The organism is Amycolatopsis sp. NPDC039088, from assembly GCF_055598845.1.
In genome coordinates this window covers 110227-123700 of record NZ_JBVKAE010000012.1, presented here as the reverse complement: position 1 = coordinate 123700, position 13474 = coordinate 110227, and the positions used below count along the sequence as shown (strand labels likewise).

14 protein-coding genes are annotated in these 13474 nt (G+C 70.7%); 4 read left to right on the top strand and 10 right to left on the bottom strand.

Going from position 1 to position 13474, the window contains the following annotated elements:
* Positions 1-4 precede the first annotated feature (4 nt).
* Complete coding sequence (locus ACZ7KI_RS17745; protein ID WP_470274192.1) at positions 5-652, top strand: DUF4865 family protein; 648 nt, start codon at positions 5-7, stop codon at positions 650-652.
* On the opposite strand, the gene ACZ7KI_RS17740 is transcribed toward ACZ7KI_RS17745, so the two are convergent.
* The gene (locus tag ACZ7KI_RS17740) at positions 589-1749 is read right to left on the bottom strand and encodes an SWIM zinc finger family protein (protein ID WP_470274191.1); all 1161 of its coding nucleotides are present in this window, start codon (positions 1747-1749) and stop codon (positions 589-591) included. The genes ACZ7KI_RS17745 and ACZ7KI_RS17740 overlap by 64 nt on opposite strands.
* Positions 1746-4463: an SNF2-related protein gene (locus tag ACZ7KI_RS17735; RefSeq protein WP_470274190.1), complete on the bottom strand. Its 2718-nt coding sequence runs from the start codon at positions 4461-4463 to the stop codon at positions 1746-1748. Before ACZ7KI_RS17735 ends, ACZ7KI_RS17740 begins: the two co-directional genes overlap by 4 nt.
* A gap of 70 nt (positions 4464-4533) precedes the next feature.
* On the opposite strand from ACZ7KI_RS17735, the gene ACZ7KI_RS17730 reads away from it, so the two are divergent.
* Positions 4534-5328 carry a TetR/AcrR family transcriptional regulator gene (locus ACZ7KI_RS17730; protein WP_470274189.1) on the top strand — a complete coding sequence of 265 codons (795 nt, stop codon included), beginning with the start codon at positions 4534-4536 and terminating at the stop codon, positions 5326-5328.
* A 7-nt stretch (positions 5329-5335) separates the two neighbouring features.
* On the opposite strand, the gene ACZ7KI_RS17725 is transcribed toward ACZ7KI_RS17730, so the two are convergent.
* The 5 genes from ACZ7KI_RS17725 to ACZ7KI_RS17705 are packed head-to-tail and all read right to left on the bottom strand — an operon-like array spanning position 5336 to position 8900.
* A complete protein-coding gene (locus ACZ7KI_RS17725) occupies positions 5336-5575 on the bottom strand; it encodes a hypothetical protein (RefSeq protein WP_470274188.1) in 240 nt (79 codons plus the stop codon).
* Between the two features lie 23 nt (positions 5576-5598).
* Positions 5599-6150: a hypothetical protein gene (locus tag ACZ7KI_RS17720; protein WP_470274187.1), complete on the bottom strand. Its 552-nt coding sequence runs from the start codon at positions 6148-6150 to the stop codon at positions 5599-5601.
* The gene (locus ACZ7KI_RS17715) at positions 6137-7534 is read right to left on the bottom strand and encodes a WXG100 family type VII secretion target (protein WP_470274186.1); all 1398 of its coding nucleotides are present in this window, start codon (positions 7532-7534) and stop codon (positions 6137-6139) included. The genes ACZ7KI_RS17720 and ACZ7KI_RS17715 overlap by 14 nt, the downstream gene beginning before the upstream one ends.
* Positions 7531-7818 (bottom strand): hypothetical protein, encoded by a 288-nt coding sequence (locus ACZ7KI_RS17710; protein ID WP_470274185.1) that lies wholly within the window; start codon positions 7816-7818, stop codon positions 7531-7533. The genes ACZ7KI_RS17715 and ACZ7KI_RS17710 overlap by 4 nt, the downstream gene beginning before the upstream one ends.
* A gap of 38 nt (positions 7819-7856) precedes the next feature.
* Entirely contained in the window at positions 7857-8900 is a 1044-nt protein-coding gene (locus ACZ7KI_RS17705; protein ID WP_470274184.1) for a hypothetical protein, read from the bottom strand.
* A gap of 83 nt (positions 8901-8983) precedes the next feature.
* Here ACZ7KI_RS17705 and ACZ7KI_RS17700 point away from each other — a divergent pair, with 83 nt between their 5' ends.
* Positions 8984-10117, top strand: coding sequence for a glycosyltransferase (locus tag ACZ7KI_RS17700; protein ID WP_470274183.1), 1134 nt, complete (start codon positions 8984-8986; stop codon positions 10115-10117).
* Positions 10118-10144: 27 nt separating this feature from the next.
* Here the strand turns inward: ACZ7KI_RS17700 and ACZ7KI_RS17695 are convergent, their stop codons facing one another.
* Complete coding sequence (locus ACZ7KI_RS17695) at positions 10145-10636, bottom strand: anthrone oxygenase family protein (protein ID WP_470274182.1); 492 nt, start codon at positions 10634-10636, stop codon at positions 10145-10147.
* Positions 10637-10668: 32 nt separating this feature from the next.
* Positions 10669-11496, bottom strand: coding sequence for a Rossmann-fold NAD(P)-binding domain-containing protein (locus tag ACZ7KI_RS17690; RefSeq protein WP_470274181.1), 828 nt, complete (start codon positions 11494-11496; stop codon positions 10669-10671).
* Between the two features lie 81 nt (positions 11497-11577).
* On the opposite strand from ACZ7KI_RS17690, the gene ACZ7KI_RS17685 reads away from it, so the two are divergent.
* A complete protein-coding gene (locus tag ACZ7KI_RS17685; RefSeq protein ID WP_470274180.1) occupies positions 11578-12516 on the top strand; it encodes an AraC family transcriptional regulator in 939 nt (312 codons plus the stop codon).
* Here the strand turns inward: ACZ7KI_RS17685 and ACZ7KI_RS17680 are convergent.
* Complete coding sequence (locus tag ACZ7KI_RS17680; protein ID WP_470274179.1) at positions 12495-13448, bottom strand: helix-turn-helix transcriptional regulator; 954 nt, start codon at positions 13446-13448, stop codon at positions 12495-12497. The two genes, ACZ7KI_RS17685 and ACZ7KI_RS17680, sit on opposite strands and share 22 nt — an antisense overlap.
* Between the last annotated feature and the right edge of the window lie 26 nt (positions 13449-13474).

Here is a 13474-nt window from a genome sequence, read left to right as displayed (position 1 = left end):
CGGCATGCATGCGATGCAGTACGAGATCACCCTGCCCGCCGACTACGACATGGGCGTCATCCGCGAACGCGTCGCCACGCGCGGCCATCTGCTCGACGACTTCGCCGGACTGGGGCTGAAGGTGTACGGGATCCGCGAGCGCGGCATCGACGGATCGACGCTGAACCAGTACTCCCCCTTCTATCTCTGGCACGACGAGGCCGGGATGAACGCGTTCCTGTTCGGCGGCCCGTTCAGCGGCATCGTCGAATCGTTCGGGCGTCCGCCGGTCCAGCACTGGACCGTGCTCGGCTTCGAGGAGGGACCCGCGTTCGGCACTCCTCCGGCAGCGGCGGGAAAGCACGTCACGCGGATCCCGGCCGAGACCGACCCGGTGGCGTTCCTGGGCGAGGCTCTCGACGGGCTTCGCGAGCACCTGCGGCAGGACGGCGCGCACTCGGGGGCACTGGCCGTCGATCCCCACACCTGGCAGGTGGTGCGCTACAGCCTGTGGCGTGATCAAGCGCCGGAATCGGACGAGGTCCGGTACCAGGTCCTCCACCTGTCCTCGCCGCACCTGCACGAGCTGCGGCGAGGACGCCAGTGGGATCAGCCGAGCAACGCGGCGAACAGCACGCCGGGATCGGCCTCGGGCGCGCCGGCAGGCCACTGATCCCGGTACGGGTACCAGAGGCCGTCCTTGCCCAGCCGGATCTGCACGCCGGTGCCGCGGACGGCGCAGCGGTTGCGCTCGACGTCCAGGCCTTGGCCGGGTTCGTCCACCACCTCGGTGAAGGCCGCCCTGGCCCGGCCCATGGCCTGCGACGGCGGGGTCCACGCGGTCTCCAGGACTTCGAGACCGGCCCGGCCGCCGTGCCGCCACGCGAGCACCGCGCGATCGAAGTCCTCACCGCTCCCGGCCGGACGCAGCCGCTCAGCGGACTCCGGATGGCCGGCGGCGAGGCGGACGGCGTCCTGCTTGCGGGTGAGCTTCGGCTGCGACGTCAGCAGCGCACTGGCCACCTGGCCCGCGTTGCCGACCAGCAGGGCGAAGGACTCCGCCGGGATGCCGGGGGCGCCGGGCACGGTCGGGCCTGGTGTCGGCGCGAACTCGGCGACGTCGGGCAACGGACCCGGTTCCTCGGCGTAGGCCCGTTCCGGTGTGGTGCCGTCGTCCCCGGTGCGCACGAACCGCGGTGCGTTGCGCCGCTGCAACTCGTCGAGGAGTTCCCGCTCTCCCTTGCCGCGCATCAGCAACAGCACGAAGGGATCGGCGTCGAGCAGCCACGAGACCTGGAACGACAGCGCCGCGGCGTGACGGCACGGCAGCTCCCAGCCGGGGCAGTCGCAGTCCGGGTCGAGGTCGCCGATCCCGGGCAGCAGGTGCACCCCGGCGTCGTCGGCGGCCTCGACGAGATCGTGCGGCATGTCCCGGTCCAGCAGCGCGGCGAGATGCCCGGCCCGGGAGGCGACCCGGTCGAGGAACCGGTCCCAGTCCTCATCGGTCAGTTCCGCGAGACGGACCTCGGTGCGGTACTGGCCTTCCTGGTCGTCGACCACGGCGGCGATCCGGCCGGGGCTGACCGTGATCGGGCCGACCCGGCCAGCCGCGGCGTACTTGCGGCCTTGTTTGAGCTGCCGCAGGTCCAGCGCGGTGTCCTCCATCGCGCTGATCCACGCGCGGCCCCACCACGAGCGGGCGAACTGGCCGTGGCCACCCTGCCGCCCGAAGGCGGGGAACCCGCGGACACGATCGTCGGGCGTACTCATCGGCGACTCCTCAGCTCGACCAGATCGGCCAGTTCCGCGTCGGTCAATTCGGTCAGTGCGGCCTCGCCGCCGGCGAGCACCGCGTCGGCCAGCGCGCGTTTCTCCCGCAACATCGCCGCGATGCGGTCCTCGACGGTGCCTTCGGCGATGAGCCGGTGCACCTGCACCGGACGCGTCTGCCCGATCCGGTAGGCACGGTCGGTCGCCTGGTCCTCCACCGCCGGATTCCACCAGCGGTCGTAGTGCACGACGTGATCGGCGCGGGTCAGGTTGAGCCCGGTGCCCGCGGCCTTGAGCGACAACAGGAACACCGGCACCTCACCGGCCTGGAACCGGCGTACGAGGTCCTCGCGTTTGGGCACCGGCGTGCCGCCGTGCAGCAGCTGCGTGCCGATCCCCCGCTGCGCGAGATGGCGTTCCAGCAGCCGCGCCATCGCGACGTACTGGGTGAACACCAGCACCGCGCCGTCCTCGGCGAGGATCGTGCCGAGGAGTTCGTCGAGGAGTTCGAGTTTGCCGGACCGGCCGTCCAGCACCGCGTCCGCCGGTTCCTTGAGGTACTGGGCGGGGTGGTTGCAGATCTGTTTGAGGCCGGTGAGCAGCTTGACGATCCGGCCGCGGCGCGCGATGCCCTCGCTGACGGAGATCTCGGCCATCAGTTCGCGCACCGTCGCCTCGTACAGCGCCGCCTGCTCGGCGGTGAGGGTCACCGGCCGGTCGGTTTCGGTCTTGGCGGGCAGTTCCGGCGCGATCCCCGGATCGGATTTGCGGCGCCGCAGCAGGAAGGGGCGGACCAGCCGGGACAGCCGTTCCGCGGCCTCGGGGTCCTTTCCGGACTCGACCGGTTTCGCCCACACCCGGCGGAAGTCGGCCATGGTGCCGAGGAGACCGGGAGTGGTCCAGTCGAGGATCGCCCACAGCTCGGACAGATTGTTCTCCACCGGTGTGCCCGTCAACGCCACCCGCGCCGACGACGTCAGCGTCCGCAACGCCTTCGCCGTACCGGAGCGGTGGTTCTTCACGTGCTGGGCCTCGTCGGCGACCAGCAGTCCCCAGTGGACGTTCCCCAAGGGTTCCGGGTCGACGCGCAGTGTCCCGTAGGTGGTGAGCACGAAGCCGTCGTCGAGGCCCTCGAGCGACCGCTCCGCGCCGTGGAACCGCCGGACCGGCACGCCGGGGGCGAACCGGGTGATCTCGCGTTCCCAGTTGCCCAGCAGGGAGGCGGGGCAGACGACCAGGGTCGGGCCCTGTGCGCGGTGCAGATGCAGGGAGATCAGGGTGATCGTCTTGCCGAGGCCCATGTCGTCGGCGAGGCAGCCACCGAGCCCGATCGAGGTCATGGCGGTGAGCCATTGCAGGCCGCGCATCTGGTAGTCACGCAGGGTGGCAGCCAGTCCCCGTGGCGGTGCCTGCGGTTCTGGCGGTGCCAGCAGCCGTTCCCGCAGGGCGGTGAGCCAGCCGTCGGTGAGGACGTCGACGCGTTCGCCGTCGATCTCGGCCGTGCCGCTCAAGGCGGCGCCGAGCGCGTCGATCGGGGTGAGCGGTTTGAGCGCGCGATCCCGTGCTTTCGCCGCCAGCGCCGGGTCCACGAGCACCCACTGGTCCCGCAGCCGCACGACGGGACGGTGCGCCTCGGCGAGCGCGTCCATCTCGGCGGCGGTGAGCGGGGCGCCGCCGAGCGCGAGCTGCCAGTCGAATTCCAGCAGTTTCCCGCCGGCGAAGAAGGACGGAAGGTCGTCCGGTGGCGCGTCACCGCCGCCGACGACGGCCTTCGCGCTCAGGTCGCGGGCGAGACCGGCGGGCCAGTGGACGTCGATACCCGCGGTGGCCAGCAGGGGCGCGCCGGTGGTGAGGAGTTCGGTGATGTCGGCGTCGGCGAGCCCGATCTCGTCCGGGACCGCCGCGCTGAGCAGCGGTTCCAGTGGCGGCCACACCTGGGCCGCGCGGCGCAGCGCCAGCATCACGTCGATACGGGCCCTCGGACCGAAGCGGTCGTCTCCGGCCCACAGAGCGGCGGCGTCGGTCAGAACGCCAGGGTCGGCGAGGCTGTGTACCTGGACCACGCCGGTGAAGCGGCCGCCCGCGAAGTCGTCGCCGGGCGCCTCGATCCGCACCGAGACCCGGACTCCGGAATCGAGTCCGGCCGCGACCTCGGCCGCCCAGTCCCGCAGCTGCGGGACACGGTGCGACGGCGGTGCGGCGAAGGCCTTGACGCCGGTCGCCTGCGCGGCCGCAGGAGTGCGGGGCAGGGCGTCGGCCACGGCGTCCAGGAACGCGCGCAGCAGTGGATACCGTGCCGGAAGCAGGTTTCCCTCCTCCGGGATCGCCCGTGCCCGCGGCGGCATCGCCTCGGACAGCGTCCGCAACCACGCGGCGTCGGCGGGTTCCAGCGGACCCGCGCGCCAGGCGTCCACATCGGACTCGGTGAGGCCGGGGAGCAGGCGGCCCGCCTCGGCGAGCTTCAGCGCCGCCACCGCCGCCGTGCTCCAGAAGCGGGCGGAGGCGTCGTCACTCCCACCAGACCGCAGCAGGACAGGGAGCGCCTCGGCCATCGGGAGCCGTACGCAAGGCACCGTCTTGAGCTCGGGGAGGGCGACCGTCACCTCCTCGGGCCCCAGGGTGTCCCCGTCGGCGTTCCAGAAGACGAATCCGCTGGTCCGAGGGGGATTTTTCGGTTCGAACACGACACTGTCGAAACCGTCGCGAGACGTCACTCAGCCCCAATCTCTGTACGGTGTACAGTTCAGAATAACACAAACTCCGTACACCGTAGAGAGAACAGGGATGACGTACGCGGACCACACCGGCACGGGCGATCCACGGCGGACCATCGAACTGCTCTGGGGCGTGCGGGACAAACCCCGGCGCGGCCCCAAGCCGAAGCTGACCGTCGAGGAGATCGTCACCGCCGCGATCGAACTCGCCGACTCCGAGGGGATCGCGGCGCTGTCGGTCCGGCGGGGCGCGGAACGGCTCGGCGTCTCCCCCATGTCCCTCTACACCTACATCCCCAGCCGCGCCGAGTTGCTCGACCTGATGATGGACCGGGTCCACGGCGAGCTGACCGATCCGCCGCCGAGCCACGACTGGCGGGTCACGATGACGATCCTTGCCGAGGACGCCTGGGAGATGTACCACCGGCATCCGTGGATGCTGCAGCTCACCACCAGCCGTCTCCCCCTCGGCCCGCACACCTTCGCCAAGCACGAACGCGAACTGAGCGCCCTCGACGCGATCGGGCTCACCGATCTGGAGATGGACGCCGTGGTGGCGATGGTCAACGGATACGTCCAGGGCATCGCGCGAGGCTCGGTCGAATCGGCGAGTCTGGTGCGGCGATCCGGGATGACGGACCTGGAGTGGTGGACGGCCAGCGCGCCGGTGCTCGCGGAGATCCCCGAGGCCGACGCCGGTCTCTTCCCGCTGGCGGCCAGGGTCGGCCAGGCGGCCGGGGAGGCACACGGCGCGGCGAGCGCCCCGCTGTACACCTTCCGGTTCGGGCTGGCGCGGATCCTGGACGGGGTCGAGCAACTGGTGAACGGCGCCGCACGCGGGTCGGAGCGGGAACTGCCGTCCTGAAGCCAGGTCACCTGCGACGTCGGCGCAGTGAGCGGTAGAGCAGCCACAGCGCCAGCGCGACCGGGGTCAGGACCGCCGTGAACAGGATTCCCGCGAACATCCCGTAGCCGTGCGGATCGGAGGACGAGCCGATCGCGCTGAGCACCACGCGGCCGACGAGCAGCACGATCACCGCGGCGACGCAGGCGAACGCGCCGAGCACGAAGCGTCGCAACACCGTCCGCGATGTACTTTCCGGCGTGTCCATATGCGACTCCACAGGGTGAAACGTCACTTCGGGTCGGGAGTGCAGACGGTCAGGAACGACTTCCGGTTCTCGCGCTGGACGGCTGCGGCGTCCAGCCAGCCGCTCCGGCCGAACAGGTAGCTCCCGGCCGGGTGCTGAACCGACTCGCGCAGCACCTGGGCGACGTCGGCTTTGGCACCGTAGGCTTCCGGGCCGTCGACGGCGACGGTGATCGAGCCTGCCTTGGTCCAGTCGTAATCCGCGGGCAGCGGTGTCCGGACCTGGAGGCCACCGGCGTCCGCGGAGGATTCCCCGGCCGTTGTCAGCAGGTCCAGGCGCTCGACCCGCACCCCCGGCCGCGGCGCGGTCCACAGCTGTTCCGCGCTCTCCTTGGTGCCGGAGTCGAACGTGACCCTCAGGCCGGTGACACCCTCGCACGGGGTGCCCGTCCACAGTTTGAGGACGCCGTCGTCGACGCGGAACCCGGCCTCCGGCGGCAGCGATGGCGCGAACTGGGCCTTGGTGTCGCACGCCCCGGTCACCGCCGCCACGAGCAAGGCGGCGCAGGCGACTCGTGGCCATTTAATATCCGCCATCGGAGAGTCCCGCGTCTTCCTCGGTTTCGTTGCCGCCGGTGACCTGCTCCCACGCGTAGGAGGCGAGGAAGCCGGCATAGCCTTCGCGCCCCCATTGCTGGGAGTGGCGCTCCTCGTGATGCAGCAGCCGGTCCATGTCGAGCGAACCCTGGGACGCGCCGTTGTCGCCCTCGTACCAGGCGTGGCCCGATTTCGCGACCTCTCGAAGCTGCTGCGCCGGATCCTTCGGGTCGTCGATGTTCAGCATGAACGTGTCGCCCCAGGTGGTTCCGCCGCGTTGGCTGAACTGGTCCTGCACGAGGTTCCCGCCAAGACCCATCATCATGCCGTTCGGGGTGGTCACCAGCCGCCCGCCGTTGCCGTGCACGAAGCCCACGTCGTCGTCATAGCTCCAGGAGTTCTCCCGTTGCCGGTCGGTGATCCGCCGCAGTTCCTCAGAGCCGTACGGGGTCGGCGCGAAGTCGGTCTTCTCGCCTTCGGTCCCGTAGTCGGTGCCCGCGTTCATGATGTAGGTCATCCGTACCGCCTTGGCGGCGTCGTCCCCGCTGATGTCGGTCGGCATCAGGAAGTACGACTTGAAGGTCCCGTCGCCGTCCTCGTCCTCGCGGATCTCTTCCATGCCGTCGAGGACCTTGAAGTCCTCCGGCGTGATGTCGTGTTCGTCGGCGATCTTCTTGATGATGTCGATCGACACGCCCCGGCGTACGGCGTTCTCGAGCCACTGCCGGTAGTGACCGGACGCGGGTGGCCCGCTCAGCAGACCCGCGTCGCGGAGCGACTGTTCCATCTCGACCACCTTGGCGTCGATCTCCCCGCCCTTCCTGGCGCCGGCCAGGGTGGTCGCTCCGTGGTCGCTGATCTCGCCGTCGTTCGCGAGCCGCATCACCCGGGCGAGGGCGGCGTCGATGCTGTTCGCGGTGGTGAGGATCGCCTTGGTTTCCTGTTCCAGCTGCTTCCTGATGGTTTCGCGGTGCCGCCGGGCCTCTGCGTACTCTTCGGCCTCGAACCGGGACTTCGGTGGCGGGTCGGCGGGCTTGTCGTCCACGATCGCGCCGTCGGCGGCGATGCGGAACTGGTAGGTGCCTGCCAGGGAGTCGTTGTTGGCGACCCTGGTCTTCAGGGCGGTCACGTCGTCCGACGCGTTCTGCAGGGCGCTCTCCACAGCGGAGAGTTCCGCGATCAGGGTCTCGGCGTTGTTCCGCGTCTCGCCCAGCGAATCGCGGGCACGCTCGCCCGCCGGGCCGTGCCAATCGGGCAGTTTCCTGGCGTCGTCGAGTTCGTCCTGCAGCCCGAGGAGTTTGTCCCGCCGCCCACCCAGATCGGTGGCCGTCGCGTCGAGCGCTTCAGCGTCCCATTTGCGGACGTCGTGGTAGCCGACCGTCATCGTCCGAAAGCCTCCTCCGCGGACTTCTCGCTTTCGGAGTAGGCCTTCGCGGCCGTCGTGATCGATTCGCTCCAGCGGTCGATCTCGCCGGCCCACCCCTTCGCGCGCTCAGTGACCGTCGACGCCAGCGTGGGCGCGCTCTTCGCGGCCTCGCCACCCGGCAACGCCGTCGCGATCGCGCCCAGGCCGGTGCCCGGTTCCACGGCTCTGGCCTGGTCCGCGGCGGATCCCGCCGCCTTGGCCGCGTTCCGCAGCTGACCGATCTCGACCTCGTACCCGCTCACAGCCCCTGACCCCCAACCCTGGATAGGTCAGCGGCACTCTACGGGAGCTCGGAAGCCTCCACCTGCGATTCGGGCGAAGAGACGGCCGCTTCTTCGACTTCGACGACCGGTGGACGGGCGAGTTCGGCCAGCTGCCGCACGACGTCGTCGTAGCGTGCCTGGTCCGCGGCGGCGCGGGCCTGAGCGCGCTCCAGTTCTCCGGCCAGCGCCGTCGCCCGCGCTTCGGCGAGGCTGCGGGCGGTGTGCTCTCGCGCGAGCTCGGCGCGGACGCGGTCCAGATCGCCTCGGAGCGCGGCGGATTCCGCCCGAGCCGCGGCACAGTCCTTTTCGGACACGGTCGCCCTGGCCTTCGCCTCGTCGAGCCGGTCCAGCAAGGCTTCGAGTTCCGCCACCGCCCGCGCCAACGCGGTGTCCCGCTCGCCCAGCTCCGCTGTCAGCCGGGTCTTGTCCGCGCGCACGGCGGCGAAGTCCTCGCGCAGCGTCCGGAGATCGGAGACCAGCGCGTCGCGGGCGCGTTCCGCGGCGACGGTCGCGGCTTCCGCGGCGCCACGGGCCCGTTCGTGCGCCGCGACCTCGGTCCACGACCGCTGGCGGGTCTCCTCCGCGTCTTTCAATGCCTGTTCGGCGGTACGTTCCGCCTTGGCCTTGGCCAGCTTGTCGTCGCGGGAGGACGCCAGCGCTGTCGCGCGCGCCGCGTCGGCCTTCGCCGCCGCCTGCTGGGCGTCCTCGGCCTCGCGCCGCGCCGTGGCGGCCTCGGCCTCGGCTTCGGTGACCCGGCCCAGTGCCGCCGCGGCGGCGTCGTCGAACCGCGCGCGCATCGCGTCCAGCAGTTCCACGAGCGAGGCCGCCGCCGGGGTGAACTCGTCGGCGATCCGGCGGACCTCGAGCAGTGGATCGGCCACACTCGCCACCGCGGCGGCGCGCCGGGCCCGCGACGCGGCGTCGGCGTGCGTCTTACCGCAGTAGGCGGAAGGCCGACCGCCCTTGCGTTTCCCCTCGGCGTCCACCGCGGGCGGGGGCAGAGGATTCTCGCAGCCTTCCAGCGCGCACAGCCGGACCTCGTCGGCGTCCGTATCGATCACCGCAGCAGGGTAGCGCTGCCCACCCGCACCGGAAGCGGGGCAACGCCGGGAAAACCGTCGGTCCCGCCGATAGGGTCGACCGCGTGCGTGTCCTGTTCACCTTCGCCGGCGGCAACGGCCATTTCCGGCCACTCGTCCCGATCGCCCGCGCGCTCGCCGCCGCGGGCCACACGATCGCCTTCACCGGCGAGCCACTGATGGTCCCGATCGTGGAGGCGGCCGGTTTCACCGCCTTCCCCTCGGGCCCGAACCTCGGCAGCGAGGGCGAACGCCGCCCGCTGCTCCCCGTCGACAGGGACCGCGAGGACGCCGACCTCCGCGACGGCTTCATCCGCCGCACCGCACCCCGCCGCGCCGAGGACGTCCTGACACTGTGCCGGGACTGGGCACCCGATCTCCTGGTGTGCGACGAGGCCGATCACGGTCCGATGATCGCCGCCGAAAAGCTCGGCCTTCCCCACGCGACCGTCCTGGTCATCGCCGCCGGTGTGCTCATCCGGCCCGATCTGGCCGACGAGCCGCTCAACGAGGTCCGCGCCGCCTACGGTCTTCCCCCGCAACGGAATCTGGAGTCGGCCCACCGCCATCTCGTGCTCAGCCCGTTTCCCGAAAGCTTCCGCGATCCCCGGTTCCCGCTGCCGCCGACCGCCCGGTCCTTCCACACCCCGGTGCCCGATCGCGGCCCGGCGCCGGACTGGCACGTCGAGGGCCGCCCGTCGGTCTACTTCACCCTCGGCACGATCTTCAACACCGAATCCGGTGACCTCTTCGCCCGGGTGCTCGCCGGACTGCGCGAGGTCGACGCGACCTGCGTGGTGACCGTCGGAAACCTCATCGACCCCGCCGAGTTCGGACCGCAGCCGGAGCACATCCACCTCGCGAAATACCTGCCGCAGGACAAGATCCTCCCGTACTGCGACGCGGCCATCACTCACGGAGGCTCGGGCAGCCTGCTCGGCGCGATCGCGTCCGGACTGCCGATGGTCCTGCTGCCGATGGGCGCCGACCAGCCGCACAACGGCGACCGCGTCACCGAACTCGGCCTCGGTGTGGTGCTCGACGTCATCGAGCTGACGCCGTCGGACATCCGCGACGCCGTGTCCTCGGTGCTGACCGAACCGTCCTACCGGGACACCGCCGGGCGGCTGCGGCACGAACTCGCCGCCTACCCGCCACCGGAGAAAATCGTTCCGGCGCTCGAAGGGCTCCTGCGGTGACGACCGGCGCTTGAGCCAGGCGAAGGATCAGCCGCGGGCATGCACGATCAGCCCGCCCACGAGAGCGCCGAAGCCGCCGATCGCGGCCAGGGTCCGGACCAGGTTCCACCGTTCCCAGACACCTTCGAACTTCGCCCGCAACGCCTCGAAGTCGGTGTTGTCGCCGTCGAAGCCCGCTTCGAGCGCGTTGTTCAGCGGCACGTTGAGCGCCATGGTCACGATCAGCATCACCAGGAGCAGGACGAAACCCGCGATGAGCCACGGCAGCGCGGACCGCAGCTCGGACCGGAAGTGCAGGGCCGCCGCCACCGCGGCGAGCAGTGGCGCGCCGCCGAAGCTCAAGGCGAACCAGCCGTTGAGGATCGCGATGTTGATCTCCCGCATCCCGGTCACATACGTCCGCGCGTCGGCCCTCCCCAGCCCCGGCATGACCGAGCACGTATAGGCGTAGAACAAGCCCGCGATCAACCCCGCCGCGATGACGGCCGCGATCAGGACGATTTCGCTCAGCGTCGACATTCCTGTCGCCTCCCTTCCGATTCCCGCTCGTTTCATCGATTCCAGACCCCAGTGGCCGCGGCGTTCGCGGCGTACTCGGAGAAGTCCCTCGCGGGCCTGCCCAACACGTTCTCGACGTCGCCGGTGAGCGACGCGTTCCGGCCGTCGAGGATCCGCGTGAACAGGTCGGTCAGGCCCTCGATCTCCTCCTCCGGCACGCCCTGCTCGGCCGCGCCCGCCGCGAACTCGGCCGCGGAGACCGGAACGTACCGGACATCCCGCCCGACAGCCTCGCCGATTTCCGCCGCCACGTCCGTGAAACTGAGCAACCGAGGTCCGGTCAGCTCGTACACCCGGCCGTGGTGCCCGTCGGCGGTCAGCGCCGTCACCACGACGTCGACGATGTCCTCGACGTCGATGAACGGCTCGGTCACCTCTCCGGCGGGCAACACGATCTCGCCGGCGAGCACCGGCTCCAGCAGGAAGTGCTCGCTGAAGTTCTGCGCGAACCAGCTGGACCGCACGACCGTCCACTCGGCACCGGAGTCCCGCACGCCCTGTTCGCTGACCACGGCTTCTTCCTCGCCGCGGCCGGACAGCAGGACCAGCCGCCGCACACCGTGCTCCACGGCCAGCTTCGAGAAGTCGCGGATCGCTTCGGCCGCGCCGGGGAAGGCGAGGTCGGGGTAGTAGGTCACGTAGGCCGCGTCGACCCCGGTGACCGCCGCGGTCCAGGTCGACCGGTCGTCCCAGTCGAAGCCCGGCCGTGACGCCGCGCGGACCTGGATTCCCCGGTCGGTCAGGCGCCGCGCCACCCGGCGTCCGGTCTTGCCCGTCGCCCCGAGGACCAGGACCGTCTTGTTGTTCTTCGTCTCTGTCATGCACTTAGTCAAGCGGCTCTGAATGAGACTCGACATAGTTCAAAGGCTCTATTCCATGTTTCATCGTCTACACTTCGGGGTATGGATCCCCTCGCCGGTCTGCTCGACGGACCCCGCGCACGCGGTGCGTTCCTGCTGAAGTCGGTCATGACCCCGCCATGGTCACTGCGCGTCGAGGACGAGGCGCCGCTGACGGTGATGGCGCAGGTGCGCGGCGAGTCCTGGGTCGTGCCCGACAACGGGGACGCCGTCCGGCTCGGCACCGGCGACATCGCCGTCGCCCGCGGCCCCGACCCGTATCTCGTCGCGGACCACCCGGCCACCCCGCCGCAGGCGATGATCCTGCCGGGACAGGAATGCCTGACCCCGGACGGACGGCACCTCACCGAGCTGTCCGACCTCGGAGTCCGGACCTGGGGCAGCGACCCGGACGGCCCCGTCGTGCTGCTGACCGGCACCTATCCGCTCGAAGGCGAGATCAGCAGGCGGCTGCTCAACGCGCTGCCGCCGCTGCTGGTCGTGCGGGACGAGGACTGGGAGAACCCGCTCGTGCCGCTGCTCGCCGGGGAGATCGTCAAGGATTCGCCGGGGCAGGAAGCCGTCCTGGATCGGGTGCTCGATCTGCTGCTGGTCGCCGCGCTGCGGACCTGGTTCGACCGGCCGGGCACCTCGGCGCCTGCCTGGTATCGCGCGCAGAGCGACCCCGTCGTCGGGCGGGCGCTGAAACTGGTGCAGCACAAGCCTTCCGAGCCGTGGACGGTGGCGAGCCTCGCGGCCGAAACCGGCGTTTCGCGGGCCGCGTTCGCCCGGCGGTTCGCCGCGGTGGTCGGTGAAACGCCGATGGCCTACCTCGCGAGCTGGCGGATCGCGCTCGCCGCGGATCTCCTGCGCCAGCATCCCGACCTCACGATCGGCGCGGTCGCCCGTCAGGTCGGCTACGGCAGTTCGTTCGCGCTCAGCACCGCGTTCAAACGCGAACACGGCGTCAGCCCGCAGGGTTACCGCACCGGCGCCGCGTAGCGCTCGACCAGTTCCGCACCGATCCGCGCGAGTTCCTCCTGGACCGACGGCGGGCCCAGCACTTCGATCATCGAGCCCCAGCCCGCGAGCTGCTGCGCGATCATCCAGGCCACCGGGGCCGACACGGTCACCTGCACACGCCCGTCGTCGAGCCTCTCCTCGACGACCGACTGCCGTCCGAAATGGTCTTGAAGGATCGGGAGATGCCGTTCGGCGATGAGCACGGTCGCGTCCAGCCCCGAACGACGGCGCTCGACCTGATCGACCACCTGCTCCCACGCCCGCGACAACTCGAAGTCGTCCGGGCGCGCGGCGGGCAGGTCGCTCACCTCGGCATCGGATATCCGGTCGACGCGGAAGGTCCGCTGCCCCTTCTCAGTGCCCGCGATGAGGTACCAGACGTCGTCCTTGTCCACGAGCCCCCACGGATCCACCAGCCGCTCGACCGAACCGGCCCCCTTCTTGGCGTAACCGAAGCGGACCTTGCGGCGGCGGACGATCCCGGCCTGCAGCACGGTAAGCAGTTCGGGTCGTTCCTTCTCCCGTTCTCCCCAGCGTGACGGGTCGATGACGACCGCGTCCGCGGCGGCCTGTGCGTCGGCGCGGAAGGTGTCGGGCAGGGCGCGGACCAGTTTCCGCAGCGCGGATTTGACCTCGGGCGAGATCGACGCCGCCGGTCCCGCGAGCAGGAACAACGCCTGCGCCTCCGACGCCGACAGTCCACTGAGGTCGGTCCGCGCGCCGCCGATCAACGACCATCCCCCGCCCCGGCCCGGTTGCGGGTACACCGGCACGCCCGCGGCGGACAGCGCTTCGAGGTCACGCCTGGCCGTGGCGACCGAGATCTCGAGTTCTTCGGCCAGTTCGGAAGCCGTGACTCGGCCACGGGCCTGCATCAGCAGGAGAGTGGCCACCAGGCGATCGGCACGCATGGGCCTCAGTCTGGCAGGTGAACCGC